Annotated in this window: 11 protein-coding genes and 1 pseudogene; 6 read left to right on the top strand and 6 right to left on the bottom strand. The window is 66.7% G+C overall.

All coding sequences use genetic code 11. The annotated features are described in order from the left end of the window. Positions 1 to 51: 51 nt before the first annotated feature. Both ACEF39_RS20585 and rtcR read right to left on the bottom strand, forming a co-directional pair. On the bottom strand, positions 52 to 210 hold the full coding sequence (locus ACEF39_RS20585) for a hypothetical protein (protein ID WP_500286425.1): 159 nt from the start codon (positions 208 to 210) through the stop codon (positions 52 to 54). 77 nt (positions 211 to 287) lie between these two features. After that, complete coding sequence (gene rtcR / locus ACEF39_RS20580) at positions 288 to 1,880, bottom strand: RNA repair transcriptional activator RtcR (RefSeq protein ID WP_500286424.1); 1,593 nt, start codon at positions 1,878 to 1,880, stop codon at positions 288 to 290. 187 nt (positions 1,881 to 2,067) lie between these two features. Between rtcR and ACEF39_RS20575 the strand changes: the two genes are divergently transcribed. The 4 genes from ACEF39_RS20575 (at position 2,068) to ACEF39_RS20560 (ending at position 7,132) form a co-directional block, all read left to right on the top strand. Continuing rightward, positions 2,068 to 3,615 carry a VWA domain-containing protein gene (locus ACEF39_RS20575; protein WP_500286423.1) on the top strand — a complete coding sequence of 516 codons (1,548 nt, stop codon included), beginning with the start codon at positions 2,068 to 2,070 and terminating at the stop codon, positions 3,613 to 3,615. A 531-nt stretch (positions 3,616 to 4,146) separates the two neighbouring features. After that, a complete protein-coding gene (locus ACEF39_RS20570; RefSeq protein WP_500286422.1) occupies positions 4,147 to 5,373 on the top strand; it encodes an RtcB family protein in 1,227 nt (408 codons plus the stop codon). An 82-nt stretch (positions 5,374 to 5,455) separates the two neighbouring features. Continuing rightward, positions 5,456 to 6,472 (top strand): RNA 3'-terminal phosphate cyclase, encoded by a 1,017-nt coding sequence (gene rtcA, locus ACEF39_RS20565; protein ID WP_500286421.1) that lies wholly within the window; start codon positions 5,456 to 5,458, stop codon positions 6,470 to 6,472. Between the two features lie 213 nt (positions 6,473 to 6,685). Continuing rightward, positions 6,686 to 7,132: a universal stress protein gene (locus ACEF39_RS20560; protein ID WP_025878044.1), complete on the top strand. Its 447-nt coding sequence runs from the start codon at positions 6,686 to 6,688 to the stop codon at positions 7,130 to 7,132. Between the two features lie 187 nt (positions 7,133 to 7,319). On the opposite strand, the gene ACEF39_RS20555 is transcribed toward ACEF39_RS20560, so the two are convergent. Continuing rightward, positions 7,320 to 7,604, bottom strand: coding sequence for a DUF2782 domain-containing protein (locus ACEF39_RS20555; RefSeq protein WP_025878043.1), 285 nt, complete (start codon positions 7,602 to 7,604; stop codon positions 7,320 to 7,322). 97 nt (positions 7,605 to 7,701) lie between these two features. On the opposite strand from ACEF39_RS20555, the gene polA reads away from it, so the two are divergent. Both polA and ACEF39_RS20545 read left to right on the top strand, forming a co-directional pair. Next, entirely contained in the window at positions 7,702 to 10,476 is a 2,775-nt protein-coding gene (gene polA / locus ACEF39_RS20550; protein WP_500286420.1) for a DNA polymerase I, read from the top strand. A 315-nt stretch (positions 10,477 to 10,791) separates the two neighbouring features. Beyond that, positions 10,792 to 11,143: pseudogene (locus tag ACEF39_RS20545) on the top strand (DUF421 domain-containing protein). Positions 11,144 to 11,234: 91 nt separating this feature from the next. Here the strand turns inward: ACEF39_RS20545 and hemF are convergent. Genes hemF through ACEF39_RS20530 form a run of 3 tightly spaced genes read right to left on the bottom strand, consistent with a single transcriptional unit; the run spans position 11,235 to position 13,917 of the window. Next, on the bottom strand, positions 11,235 to 12,131 hold the full coding sequence (hemF, locus tag ACEF39_RS20540) for an oxygen-dependent coproporphyrinogen oxidase (RefSeq protein WP_500286419.1): 897 nt from the start codon (positions 12,129 to 12,131) through the stop codon (positions 11,235 to 11,237). A gap of 10 nt (positions 12,132 to 12,141) precedes the next feature. Next, positions 12,142 to 13,317, bottom strand: coding sequence for a hypothetical protein (locus ACEF39_RS20535; protein WP_500286418.1), 1,176 nt, complete (start codon positions 13,315 to 13,317; stop codon positions 12,142 to 12,144). A 36-nt stretch (positions 13,318 to 13,353) separates the two neighbouring features. Further along, complete coding sequence (locus ACEF39_RS20530) at positions 13,354 to 13,917, bottom strand: hypothetical protein (protein WP_500286417.1); 564 nt, start codon at positions 13,915 to 13,917, stop codon at positions 13,354 to 13,356. Positions 13,918 to 13,944: the final 27 nt, after the last annotated feature.

The following is a 13,944-nucleotide window of genomic DNA, read 5'->3' as shown; positions in this document are numbered from 1 at the left end:
AGTTGCGGTTCCGGGTGGAGCCGGCCAGCGGCCGGCACTACCGGAGCGCGATCAGCGTGCCGGCTGGGCGGATGCGCCCTGCTGAGCGTTGTCTGCCTTGGCCAGTGATTTGCCGAACTGGTAGCCACCCACAAACAGGACGAAGGCAGCGACACAGGCCAGCACGATGATCAGGCCGGTTTTGGAAGTCGAGCGGGGGCGGTCCTGCATGGAAAATCTCCTTTCAGGTAGGGGTCGCAGCCGGATCATGCGCCGTGGCCGGTGCACGCGCAAGCTGGGCCGTCGCGCTACAGGGCCGGATCTCGCACCTGCTCCCAGTCCAGCCCAAACTTGGCCAGGTATTTGCGCAGACGGTCGGCGTCGTTGGTGCTGGCGCGTTGCGTGCGCGAGACCGCGAACAGCTCGCGACCCGCAGCGGACAGCGACTTCGAGCGCGCGCAGACCCGCACCACTTCTTCCAGCTGCACGCGATCGAAACGGTCCAGTGTGTCCACGGCATCGCCCAACAGCGCATCCAGCGGTGACGGCACATCGCCGCCGCGCCACTGTGCCCGCAGGCGCGCGATCTCGTCTTCCACCCCCTCGATCTGGATGCGCCCGGCACTCGCCAATGTGGCCAAGCGCATGATCGACGCGCCCAGATCGCGGAAGTTGCCGCGCCACGCCGCTTCCGGGCTGGTGGCGAACGCGAGATAGCGCGTGCGTGCCTCAACGTTGAACCGAACCCGCGCATGCTGGTCCTGCGACCACCGTTCCAGCTCGAACTCGATGTTCGGTTCGATGTCTTCCATGCGCTGCGCCAGACCGGGCAGGTGGTACGTCCACAGGTTGAGGCGCGCCAGCAGGTCTTCGCGGAAGCGGCCTTCCAGCACCGACTGCTGCAGATCGCGGTTGGTGCCGGCGATCAGCTGGAAATCGCTCTCCACTTCGCGGTCACTGCCGACCGGCAGGAAGCGCTTCTCTTCAAGTGCGCGCAGCAGCATCGCCTGTTCGTCCTGGCCGAGTTCGCCGATCTCGTCCAGGAACAGCAGCCCCTGGTGCGCTGAGCGCAGCAGGCCGGCGCGGTCGCTGGAAGCACCGGTATAGGCGCCCTTGGTATGGCCGAACAAGGTGCTCATCGCACCATCGCCGCGCAGCGTGGCGCAGTTCACCTCGACGAAGCGACCCGGCAGCTGATGCTTGAGCTTCTTCAGCTCGAACACGCGCTTGGCCAGCTGGCTCTTGCCCGCACCGGTCGGCCCCATCAGCAGCATCGGCGCGCGCGAGCGCGTGGCCACTGTTTCGATCTGTTCGATCATGCGGTTGAAGGCGGCGTTGCGGGTGGCGATGCCGCCCTTCAGCAGGTCGCGGTCCTGCAGCTGCTGCTGGGCGAAGCGCTGGGCGATATGGTCGTAGCGCGACAGGTCCAGGTCGATGATCGCGTACGTACCGGCGGCACCGTCCTGTTTGCGTGGCGGCGAGGTCTGCAGCAGGCGCCCGGGGAAGTGACGGCTCTCGGTCAGCAGGAACCAGCAGATCTGCGCGACGTGCGTACCGGTGGTGATGTGGACGTAGTAGTCCTCCTCCTCCGGCTGGAACGGATAGCTGGCGACGAAGTCGTGCAGGGTGGCGTAGACCCCTTCGAACTCCCACGGATCTGCCAGGTAGGTGTCGTGTCGCTGCACGTTGATGCCCGGCGCAGCCTGCACCAGATCCTCGCAGACCACGCGCGCCAGCTTGCTGTAGCGGCGCTCATCCAGCAGCAGCTCGATGCGGTCGGGCAGGAAATCCTCATGCATGCCCAGTGACACCGTCGGGCGCCACTTCTGCCAGCGGCCCGGGCCTTCGCCCGCGTCGAGCTGGGTGCCGAGCATGCCGAAGACCACCTGCCGACGCGCCATATCCATTCCTATAAAAGATGCGCTGAAAATATATATCTTTTCGCCGAGGCTCGCTGGCAAAAATAGCTCGATTCACAAGAAATGCCATTAAAATCAATTGCATGGGTCCCTTCAGGAAAAGTTGGCACGGCCATTGCTCTATATCCGGCAAGACACGACGCGGGCTGTTCCCGCCGAGGACATCAGCATGGCCAACCTTTCGCTCTTCTCCTGGATGCGCACGCCGCAGCCGCCGCAGGCAGACACCGTCAATGAAGCCGGTGGCCTGGCCTACCGCCGCGACCCGCGTGCAGCGCTGGCGCTGTATGCGGCCACCGGGTGCCTGAACAACACTTTCTACAGCGACGCCGAGGCGCAGCTGCAGCAGGTGCTGGCGCTGACCGCGCAGGTCGAGCCGCGCTTCATCGCCCGCACTGCGCTGTACGCCCGTCAGGTTGCACACATGAAGGACATGCCGGCACTGCTGCTGGCGGTGCTCAGCCTGCGCGATCCGGAGGCGTTCGCTCTGGCGTTTCCGCGGGTGATCGACAACGGCCGCCAACTGCGCACCTTCGTGCAGATCATGCGCAGCGGCCAGGTAGGGCGTCGTTCGCTGGGCTCGCTGCCCAAGCGCAGGGTGCGCGAGTGGATCCAGCAGGCCTCGGCGGAAACGCTGGTGCGTGCGGCGATCGGCCAGCAGCCGTCGCTGGCCGATGTGATACGCATGGTGCACCCGAAGCCGGCCAACGCCGAGCGCAAGGCGCTGTATGCCTGGATCATCGGTCGTGCGTACGACGAGGCGCAGCTGCCGGCGGTGGTGCAGGCCTACGAAGCGTTCAAGCGTGATCCGCGCAGGCTGCCGCCGGACCTGCCGTTCCAGTACTACAGCACGCTGCCGCTGGATGCGGCGCAGTGGTCGGCACTGGCCCGCAATGCATCGTGGCAGTCGATGCGGATGAACCTCAACACGTTCGCCCGCAACGGCGTGTTCGATGATCCAGCGATGGTGCAGGTGATCGCAGAGCGCCTGCGTGATCCGCAGCAGGTGCGTCGTGCCCGTGTACTGCCGTACCAGCTGCTGATGGCCTTCCACGCGGGCGCTGGCTTGCCGTCGCCGATCCTGGAAGCGCTGCAGGATGCGATGGAGATCGCCACGGCGTCGGCACCGGCATTGCCGGGGCGGGTGGTGGTGGCGGTGGACGTGTCCGGTTCCATGCAGTCGCCGGTGACCGGCTACCGCAGGGGCGCCAGCACCGCAGCACGCTGTGTGGACGTGGCGGCGCTGGTTGCAGCCTGCGTGCTGCGCGGGCAGCCGCAGGCCAAGGTATTGCCGTTCGATACCGAGGTGCGTCACGTGCGGTTGAACCCGCGCGACAGCGTGATGACGTTGGCCCGCCAGCTGGCGATCAACGGTGGCGGTACGTCGGTCAGCGCGCCGCTGCACCACCTCAACCTGCGGCGCGAGCCGGTGGACCTGGTGGTGCTGGTGTCGGACAGCGAGAGTTGGCGTGACACCCGCCACGGCGGGCAGACGGCCACGATGCTGCAGTGGGATGCACTGAAGCGCCGCTGCCCACAGGCGCGGCTGGTATGCATCGACCTGCAGCCGGTGGCCAGCAGCCAGACCGTGCAGCGCGATGACGTGCTGCACATCGGAGGCTTCAGCGATGCGGTGTTCGACCTGATCGCGCAGTACGCCGCTGCGGCCGAAGACGGCAGCAGCTGGGTCCAGCGCATCCAGGACATGGCGTTGTAAGGCGGCAGGGAAGCCGCCACGGACCGCCCGGCTGGCAATGGGGCCAGCCGGGCAGGGCCAGGAATTCTTTTTTTGCGGTGAATGCTGGTGGAACTACATTGGTTGTCCCTTCGGGGTCGGGTTCGAGTCCCGCGTTTCCTGCCTGTCGTGAGGAAACAGACGTTCCACTTCCTCTTGTCACCGCACCTTTTCAAACGGCACCGGCAACGGCGCCGATGCTTCACCGCCGGCACCGCGAATGCCGGAGGAACTACAGCCCCTTAAGCTCCAGGTCGCGGGTTCGAGCCCCGCCCGCTGTGGTAACGCAGCGGTAGCTCAGTGGTAGAGCAGGATGTTCCTCCAGATTCTTGTCGTGCTGCCGGCACCTTCGCTTTCGTTGCGCGGGGAATGCAGGTGGAACTACATCGGAAGCCCTTCGGGGTCGGGTTCAAGTCCCGGCCGTCCTCCACGGCAACGTGGGCGACGGAATGTTCCACCCCCTTTGTCACCGCACCTTCTTTGTTTTTGCTTTGGATGAAAGGAAACATCACCATGACCACCCTCAATTACGACGTGATCCAGCAGCCGGGTGCTGCACCGATCAAGCTGTGGACCCGCGGCGTGCCGCTGGAAGACCAGGCGCGCGAGCAGCTGCAGAACATCGCCAAGCTGCCCTTCATCCACAAGTGGATTTCGGTGATGCCCGACGTGCACCTGGGCAAGGGCGCGACGGTGGGTTCGGTGGTGCCGACCATCGGCGCGATCATTCCTGCGGCGGTGGGCGTGGACATCGGCTGCGGCATGATCGCAGTGCGCACCACGCTGGTCGCCAGCGACCTGCCGGACAACCTGTCGGCGGTGCGCAGCGCGATCGAGCGGGCTGTGCCGCACGGCCGCAGCGTCACCCGCGGTGGCCGCGACAAGGGCAGCTGGGACACGCCACCCGAGCTGGCGGTGGAAGGCTGGGCGCAACTGGTGGATGACTTCGCATTGATCTGCGAGCGTCACCCGCGCCTGAAGAACACCAACAACCTCAAGCACCTGGGAACGCTGGGTACCGGTAACCACTTCGTCGAGGTCTGCCTGGACCAGGAGCAGCGCGTGTGGTTCATGCTGCACTCCGGTTCGCGTGGGGTGGGCAATGCCATCGGCACCTACTTCATCGAGCTGGCCAAGCAGGAAATGCGCCGCTGGATGATCAACCTGCCCGACCAGGACCTGGCCTACCTGCCCGAGGGCAGCCAGCACTACGGCGACTATGTGTTCGCGGTGGACTGGGCGCAGCGTTTCGCACGCATGAACCGCGAGGTGATGATGCGCAACGTGGTGGCCGCGGTGCGTACGGTGATCAGCAAGCCGTTCGAGGCCGAGGCCGAGGCGGTGAACTGCCACCACAACTACGTGAACCGCGAGACCCACTTCGGCAAGGAAGTGATGCTGACCCGCAAGGGCGCGGTGAGTGCGCGCAGGGGCGAGCTGGGCATCATTCCGGGCAGCATGGGCGCCAAGAGCTTCATCGTGCGTGGCCTCGGAAACGAGGACAGCTTCCACAGCTGCAGCCACGGCGCCGGCCGCGTGATGAGCCGTACCCAGGCGCGCAAGCTGATCACGGTGGATGACCACGTCAAGGCCACCGCGCACGTGGAATGCCGCAAGGATGCGGAGGTGGTGGATGAATCGCCGGCGGCCTACAAGCCGATCGAGGCGGTAATGGAGGCCCAGCGCGATCTGGTCGAGATCGTGCACACGCTGCGCCAGGTGGTGTGCGTGAAGGGATGAGGCAACCCGTGCGCGACGTACACTGCGCCGCGCACGGCAGCAAGGCCCGGCATCGACACAACGGGTACGGAGGAACAGACAGATGGACATGATTGAACTGGATGGCGGGCACGGTGGCGGACAGCTGCTGCGCTCGGCGTTGACCCTGAGCCTGTGCACCGGTACAGGCTTCACGTTGAACAACATCCGCGCGATCCGGCGCAAGCCGGGGTTGATGCGCCAGCACTTGACCGCGGTGAACGCGGCGGCGCGGGTTGGCAACGCGTGTGTGCACGGTGCAGAGCTGGGCGCTACCTCACTGCGCTTCGAGCCGGGTCTGGTGAGCGCTGGCGACTATCATTTCGCGACCGGCAGCAGTGGCTCGGCAACGCTGGTACTGCAGACCGTGCTGCCGGCACTGTGGCGCGCGCAGGGGCCGTCGCAGCTGCGCTTGGAAGGCGGTACCCACAACCCGTTGGCGCCCAGCGCGGACTTCATTGCCGAAAGCTATCTGCCTGCGCTGCAACGTATGGGCGTGCAGGCGTCGATGCAGCTGCTGCAGCACGGCTTCCATCCGGCGGGCGGTGGCGTGATGGAGGTGCAGGTGCAACCGTGCACGGCGTTGCAGGCGCCGTCGCTGGAGGTGCGTGCACCATTGCAGGGAATCGAGGCACAGGTGCTGATGTCCGGCCTGTCCAGCGGCATCGGCCTGCGCGAACTGCAGGTACTGGCCGAGACGCTGGGCGTGGATCCGCATCCGCGCCATGTGCGGTCGATACGGCCGGCACTGGGACCGGGCAACGTTGCCCTGGTGCGCGTGCGTCATGGTGATCACGTGGAGGTGTTCAGCGGGCATGGCGAGCGCAGTGTCTCCGCCGAGCAGGTCGGCGCGCGCCTGGCTGGGCAGGTGAAGCAGTACCTGGACGGGGCGGGTGCCGTTGGCGAGTACCTGTCCGACCAGTTGCTGCTGCCGATGGCGCTGGCGGGCGGCGGTGCGTTCACCACCCACGTGCTGAGCGATCACCTGGTCAGCAATGCGCGGTTGATCGAGAAGTTCCTGCCGGTGGAATTCGACTGGCAGCCGCACGAGGGGGGCTGGCGGATCACGGTGGAGGGATGACAGCTGCGCCGGGCAGGGTCCGGCGGCTGTCTACGGCGCAGCAACCCGGTGCGGCGCCGCCAGCGTACGCCAGCCCGCGGCGCGTGCCTCGATCATGCCGCGCTGCGCAGGCATCGCTGCGCGCTGCCGGATTGATCCTGCGCAAGGCACGATCTCCACATCGGGTGTGCAATGGTGGCGTTCCCACTGGGTAGATCACCGCGGAGCCCCACCATGTACAAGCGCATCCTGATTGCCACCGACGGGTCCGAACTGGCCGACAAGGGTCTGGCCAAGGGCCTGGAGCTGGCCAAGGACCTCAACGCCGAAGTCGATATCGTCACCGTCTCCGAGCCGTGGGCCGTCGGCATGTACGACGCCATGGGCTGGAGCGTGGGTTACATGAACAGCCCGGAGTACAAGGCCGACCGCGAGGAAGGCGCGCAGAAGGTGCTGCAGCCTGCCCTGGCCAAGGCGGCCGAGCAGGGCATCACCGCCAATCCGGTGCATGTGCTGGACCGCTACGCGGCCGACGGCATCATCGAGACGGCGGGCCAGCGCAACAGCGACCTGATCGTGATGACCTCGCACGGCCGCCGCGGTGTCACCCGCGTGCTGCTGGGCAGCCAGACCGCCGAGGTGCTGGCGCGCAGCACGCTGCCGGTGCTGGTCATCCGCTGAAATGCAGAGCGTCCCGGGGAGGGGACCCGACGCCGGCCGCAGGATGCGCGCCGGCGTTGTTTTTTCCGCCGCCCGGCGGATAGGGCCACCGAAACGCCCAGTAGATCCACGCCATGCGTGGATGGGCCACCGCAATGCCCAGTAGATCCACGCCATGCGTGGATGGCGTGCACCTACCGCAACCACATCACCAGCTGTACAGCTTCCAGTACACCGGCGACACACCATCCTTATCGTTGTCGAAGCGGCCATCGCCGTTCTTGTCATACATGTAGAACGGGGCGCCGCGTGCCGGCGTCACCTTGACCATGCGCAACTGGCCGGACACCCGGTATTCCTCGATGGTGTCGCCGTTGTCCATCGTGCGCTTGGAAACATCGGCGCCCTTGACGTCCACCGGGGGAGCGCCTGCGCCGCCCATGCTGGCGCAGCCAGCAAGCAGGAGCAGGGAAGCCAGCATCAGGGTCTTCATCGGCGGGGCCTTTGCCTGGAAAGAGCCTTGATTATGCCCCATCGCCGCGTCACCGCCGTGTCGCCTCGGTGCAGGCGTGGGCGCGTAGAATCGTCGCATGAGCAGATTAGTCCTGATCGACGGGTCCAGTTACCTGTACCGCGCGTTCCACGCGCTGCCGCCCCTGTCCAATGCACAGGGTGAGCCCACCGGCGCGCTGTTCGGCGTGGTCAACATGCTGCGCTCGACGCTGAAGGAGCGCCCGGCCTACGTCGCCTTCGTCGTCGATGCGCCCGGCAAGACCTTCCGCGACGACCTGTACGACCAGTACAAGGCCAACCGCCCGCCGATGCCCGATGAACTGCGCAGCCAGGTCGAGCCGATGTGCCGCATCGTCGAGGCGCTGGGCATCAGCATCCTGCGCATCGACGGCGTGGAGGCCGACGATGTGATCGGCACGCTGGCGCTGCAGGGCGTGGCGCAGGACCTGAAGGTGACCATCTCCACCGGTGACAAGGATTTCGCTCAGCTGGTGCGCCCGGGCATCGAGCTGGTCAACACCATGACCGGCAGCCGCATGGACTCGGACGCGGCGGTGATGGACAAGTTCGGCGTGCGCGCCGACCAGATCGTCGACCTGCTGGCGCTGATGGGCGACGCGGTCGACAACGTGCCCGGCGTGGAGAAGTGCGGGCCGAAGACCGCTGCCAAGTGGCTGGCCGAATACCAGCATCTGGACGGTGTGATCGCGGCGGCGCCGACCATGAAGGGCAAGATCGGCGAGAACCTGCGCGCCGCGCTGGAGCGCCTGCCGCTGAACAAGGAGCTGGTGACCATCCGCACCGACGTCGCGCTGGACGCCAGCCCGACCACGCTGGCCCTGCGCGATCCGGATGTGCCCACCCTGGGCGAGCTGTACCTGCGTTATGGCTTCACCCAGGCATTGAAGGAGCTGGGCGGGCCGGTACCGGCGCCTGCGGTGGCCAACGACGCGACGCCGAGCCTGCGTGGCACCGCGGCCGGCTTTGCCCGTGCCAGCGCCGAAGCGCCGCCCGCCGGCGAGCTCGATCCGGCGCTGTCGGCGCCCGGCGAGTACGAGACCGTGCTTACCACCGAGCAGCTGCAGGCCTGGGTTGCGCGCGTGCAGCAGGCCGATCTGATCAGCTTCGATACCGAGACCGACGCACTGGATGCGATGCGCGCGCGGCTGGTGGGCATCAGCCTGGCGGTGGAGCCGGGCAAGGCCGCCTACATCCCGGTCGGTCATGACTATCCGGGCGCGCCGGCACAGCTGCCGCTGGCGCAGGTGCTCGATGCGCTGCGGCCGGTGCTGCAGGATCCGGTGAAGAAGAAGCTGGGCCAGCATGGCAAGTACGACCTGCACGTGCTGCGCCGCCATGGCGTGGACGTGCAGGGCTACCACGACGACACCATGCTTGAGAGCTTCGTGCTCAATTCCACCGCCACCCGCCACGACATGGATTCGCTGGCCCTGCGTTACCTGGGCTACAACACCATCAAGTTCGAGGAGGTGGCCGGCAAGGGTGCCAAGCAGATCTCGTTCTCGCAGGTGGGCATCGACGAGGCCAGCCGCTACGCCGCCGAAGACGCCGACATCACCCTGCGCCTGCACCACGCGCTGCAGCCGCAGCTGCTGGCCGAACCGACCCTGGAGAGCGTGTACCGCAGCATCGAGATGCCGCTGGTGCCGGTGCTGGCCAGCATCGAGGCCAATGGCGTGCGGATCGACACCGACGAACTGCGCCGACAGAGCCAGGACCTGTCCTCGCGCATGCTGGCCGCGCAGCAGAAGGCCACCGAACTGGCCGGGCGCAGCTTCAACCTGGATTCGCCCAAGCAGTTGCAGGCGGTGCTGTTCGACGAGCTGAAGCTGCCGGCGGTGGTGAAGACCCCCAAGGGCCAGCCCAGCACCAATGAAGAGGCGCTGGAGGCGATTGCAGAGCAGCACGAGCTGCCGCGGGTGATCCTCGACTACCGTGGCCTGGCCAAGCTGCGCAGCACCTATACCGACAAGCTGCCGGAGATGGTCAACCCCGACACCGGCCGGGTGCACACCAGCTACCACCAGTCCGGCGCCGCCACCGGCCGCCTGTCCTCGTCCGATCCGAACCTGCAGAACATCCCGATCCGCACCGAGGATGGCCGCCGCATCCGCCGCGCGTTCATCGCCCCGGAAGGCTTCCAGCTGCTGGCGGCCGACTATTCGCAGATCGAGCTGCGGATCATGGCCCACCTGTCCGGAGACCCGGGCCTGGTACGCGCCTTCGAGCAGGGCGCCGACGTTCATCGTGCCACCGCCGCCGAGGTGTTCGGCCGCACCCTGGAAGAAGTGACCAGCAACGAGCGTCGCGCGGCCAAGGCGATCAACTTCGGCCTGATGTACGGCATGAGCGCGTTCGGGCTGGCCCGCAACCTCGGCATCGACCGCGGCCAGGCGCAGGACTACGTCGCGCTGTACTTCAGCCGCTATCCGGGCGTGCGTGACTTCATGGAGCGCATGCGCGAGCAGGCCCGGGAGCAGGGCTACGTGGAGACCCTGTTCGGCCGCCGCCTGTACCTGAACGACATTCATGCACGTAACCAGGGCCTGCGTGCCGGTGCTGAACGCGCGGCGATCAATGCCCCGATGCAGGGCACGGCCGCCGACATCATCAAACGCGCCATGGTCGATGTGGACAAGTGGCTGCGTGACAGCGGCGCCCCGGCGCGGATGATCCTGCAGGTGCACGATGAACTGGTATTCGAAGCCGAGGCCGGGTTCATTGAAGAGCTGCGCAGCAATGTCGTGCAGCACATGTCGCAAGCGGCACAATTGCGGGTGCCGTTGGTGGTCGACACCGGTACCGGCAGCAATTGGGATGAGGCGCACTGAGTCGTATTCAGGCCGAAAATGCCGTGAATTCATTCATTTGGTTGATATTTCTGACTCGAACATGAATGTTTCCCTGAGGGGCGCTTATTAAATTGGGCCCCTTCACGAACCGTTAGTGTTCGGAGTGCTTCTATAACTCCCGACAGGCGCAATGCCTGTTATGGATCTCTCCCATCCCCTGGAGCAGATCTCGGAACGGGGGCTCCTCCCCAAGCGCCCGTTCCCCGGCCCCGTTGACCTCCCCCTGGTCAGCGGGGCTTTTTTATTTGTGCGCTGCTGCGCCACGCCGGCCATCGCTCAGCAGGGAAACCCGCAATGCCTGATCTGTTCGCCCTGGCGATGCCGTGGTGGGAATTCATCCGGCGCGCGGCCGCGGTCCAAGCGGTGGTGCTGGGCATGGTCCGGCTGAGCGGCAAGCGCGCGCCGGGCAGATCACCCCGTTCGATGTGTTGCTGATCGTGCTGCTGGGCACCGATACTTCGCTGGCCGGCGGCCTGCTGCTGGCCGCCACGCTGATCCTGCTGAACTACGGCGCGAGCTGGACAGCCGCGCCGATTTCGATGTCGCCGTGCGCCAGCAGAGCTGCATCGGCGTGGAAGAGATGGAACTGGCGCTGCTGGAGACCAACGGTCACATCACCATCATTCCTCGCCGCAAGGAGAGGTAAGGCGCTGTGGTGCATGTCGAGCTTGCTCGACCGCCTTCTGCATGGTGCCAACAGCAGTCGAGCAAGCTCGACGTCTACCAACAACCACACATCACCCCCAGTCGCGGGGCACCAGATAGTCCGCCAGCCTCGCCTCGGCGCTGCCTTCGTCGGGGCTGAAGCCATATTCCCAGCGCACGCGCGGCGGCAGGCTCATCAGGATGCTCTCGCTGCGGCCACCGCTCTGCAGGCCGAACAGCGTGCCGCGGTCGTAGACCAGGTTGAACTCGACGTAGCGGCCACGTCGGTACAGCTGGAACTCGCGTTCGCGCTCGCCGTACGACGTGTCCTTGCGCTGCTGCACGATCGGCAGATACGCATCGAGGAAACCATCGCCGACCGCGCGCAGGTAGGCGAAGTCACGCTCGAAATCGCCGTGCAGATCGTCGAAGAACAGACCGCCCACGCCACGTGTTTCGTTGCGATGGCGCAGGAAGAAATACTCATCGCACCAGCGCTTGTGCGCGGCGTAGCGCTCTTCACCGAACGGCGCGCACAGATCGCGCGCCACCCGATGCCAGTGCTGCACGTCCTTGTCGAACGGGTAGAACGGGGTCAGGTCGAAACCACCGCCGAACCAGCTGGCCACTACCTCGCCATCGCGCTGCGCCTGGAAGAAGCGCACGTTGGCATGGGTGGTCGGCACGTAGGGATTGAGCGGGTGGAATACCAGCGACACCCCGGTGGCGCGCCATGAGGCACCGGCCAGCTCTGGCCGGTTGGCCGAGGCTGAGGGCGGCAGGCGGCTGCCGGCCACATCGGAAAAGCCGATGCCGGCCTGCTCGAACACCGCGCCATCGCGCAGCACGCGGGTGCGGCCACCGCCGCCCTCGGCACGCTGCCACAGGTCTTCCTGGAAGCGTGCGCGGCCATCGGCGGACTCGATCGCCGCACAGATGCGGTCCTGCAGGTCGGTGAGGTAGGCGCGAACGCGCTCGAATTCGTTCATGGCGCGTACTTTACCGCAGGGACGTGGGTGGGCCCTCGCTGGCGCCGCATTGCGCCGCGCCGGGCTGACGCCGGTAACGCTGGTAGCCGGTCCAGGCATCCATGCCCAGCAGGTCGCCATTGGCCAGCAGGCGCAGCACGTAATCGCTGCCGTGGTCATTGCGCAGATGGATGGCACCGTCCAGCAGTCGCACCTGCGAGCGCTGGCTATCGATCGTCGCGTGGCCATCGTCGCCGAACGCAACCGCATCGAGCGTGCCGCCGTCGGCCCGGTACAGGCCACAGGGCGACTCGGTCGCGTCGACCAGGCGCAATGCAGCACCGAGCGCCTGCAGGGGCTCGACCCGTTCGCATGCGCTGTAGCGACCGCTATCGCAGACCGCCTGCAACGCCTGCACGGCCGCCCGCGGATCGCGCGCATTCAACTGCCGCTCGGCCACTTCGGTGCAGAAGCGGCCAGCGCGCTGCTGCAGGCACAGCTGCTGCAGCTGGTCGCGTTGCGCCGCCGGCAGTTCCACCCACGCTGGATTGATGCCGCGGGCGAACGCCTGGCCGCTGGCCTGTGCCACGGCGGCGGCCAACGCGTCACGACTGGCATCACGGCAGGTCAGTACCTCCTCGCGCTCCGCATCGGTAGTGCAGGGCGCCGGTGCGGCGGTAGCCAGCGCTACGCCCATGGCAGACGCGGCAGCGAGGAACGCATCGTCCACGTAGCCCAGCAACAGGCCGCTGCAGGCCGCGCCCACGCCGGCGGTCAGCAGCTGCGGCGGCGTCGCCGCGTGCAGACGAGCGATGCAGCGGTTCGCATCGGCCAAGCAACTGCCGGCGGCGTTCACGGCCACCGGCTGGCAGACCGCCGGTGCACGCAGCTGGTAGTCCTGCAGCGTGTCGTTGATGCGTCTGCCATCGGCACTGGCAGTGAGTGCTGTTGCCACGCCGTCATCCAGGTTGACCAGCACCAGGCCGCTGCCATCGCGTTCGATCTGCAGCGATTCGAGATCAAAGGCCATCGCCAGGCGACGACCCCGGTTGTGTGAGTCGATCACCAGCGCGGTGTCACTCTGCGCATTGACGTACCGGCCACATCGCAGCGGCGCGGGCGTGGAAGCGGAGGCTGCGGCCGGCGCTGGCGGGGTAGTCAGCAGCAGCGCAGTGACGACCAGCAACATCCGGAGCAGGGCAGGCATGCGAGGTCCTTGTCAAAGGCGGAACGCGGGAGAGGCTCAGTGGAAGCGCGCGCGGATGTCCGGCCGCAGCAGGCGCCAGCCGAGCCAGCCCTGCAGCCCCGCGAACAGCACCGAGGTGCCGACCAGGGTCAGGGTGAACAGCACGCGCTGCACCTGCAGCTCATGCTGCGCCGACGGGTCGCTGGCGAGCAGCGCGATCAACACCAGCAGCAGGCGGTCCATCCACCAGGCGATCACGAAGTTGGCCAGCGCGCTCAGGGCCAGCATCCACACATAGGCCCACAGGCCCCATCGTCGCCCGCGCCACAGGCCCCAGCTGGCCAGGGTCGAGACCAGGCAGAGCAGGGCAACCAGCAGCGAGGTGGCCGCTGGGTGTTTCAGCATCCACCACAGGCTGCCGTCGAGCTGCTGTTCCCATGCCAGTGTCACCAGCGTGGTCCAGAACCCGGTGCGGGCCAGTACCGCAGCCATCAGCGCCTGCGCGAGGAAGTAGAGGGTGACCAGCAGGCTCAGCCAGAACGAGCCCTGCGCCACCGCGCCGACCCAGTTGCTGGGTGGCGGTGGGGCGGGTGCTGGAATCGGGGGAATGGAAGCTGACATCCGTTGTCCGGCTGAGTGATGCCCGCC

This window comes from Stenotrophomonas indicatrix, from assembly GCA_041545745.1.
Lineage (GTDB): Bacteria > Pseudomonadota > Gammaproteobacteria > Xanthomonadales > Xanthomonadaceae > Stenotrophomonas > Stenotrophomonas indicatrix_A.
The sequence above is the reverse complement of the archived record's forward strand: the minus strand, read 5'-3'. Positions and strand labels throughout refer to the sequence as shown.

Coding starts and splice junctions, on each gene's coding strand:
- ACEF39_RS20585 (WP_500286425.1), bottom strand. CDS start 210: ATGCAGGACCGCCCCCGCTCGACTTCCAAAACCGGCCTGATCATCGTG.
- rtcR (WP_500286424.1), bottom strand. CDS start 1,880: ATGGCGCGTCGGCAGGTGGTCTTCGGCATGCTCGGCACCCAGCTCGAC.
- ACEF39_RS20575 (WP_500286423.1), top strand. CDS start 2,068: ATGGCCAACCTTTCGCTCTTCTCCTGGATGCGCACGCCGCAGCCGCCG.
- ACEF39_RS20570 (WP_500286422.1), top strand. CDS start 4,147: ATGACCACCCTCAATTACGACGTGATCCAGCAGCCGGGTGCTGCACCG.
- rtcA (WP_500286421.1), top strand. CDS start 5,456: ATGGACATGATTGAACTGGATGGCGGGCACGGTGGCGGACAGCTGCTG.
- ACEF39_RS20560 (WP_025878044.1), top strand. CDS start 6,686: ATGTACAAGCGCATCCTGATTGCCACCGACGGGTCCGAACTGGCCGAC.
- ACEF39_RS20555 (WP_025878043.1), bottom strand. CDS start 7,604: ATGAAGACCCTGATGCTGGCTTCCCTGCTCCTGCTTGCTGGCTGCGCC.
- polA (WP_500286420.1), top strand. CDS start 7,702: ATGAGCAGATTAGTCCTGATCGACGGGTCCAGTTACCTGTACCGCGCG.
- hemF (WP_500286419.1), bottom strand. CDS start 12,131: ATGAACGAATTCGAGCGCGTTCGCGCCTACCTCACCGACCTGCAGGAC.
- ACEF39_RS20535 (WP_500286418.1), bottom strand. CDS start 13,317: ATGCCTGCCCTGCTCCGGATGTTGCTGGTCGTCACTGCGCTGCTGCTG.
- ACEF39_RS20530 (WP_500286417.1), bottom strand. CDS start 13,917: ATGTCAGCTTCCATTCCCCCGATTCCAGCACCCGCCCCACCGCCACCC.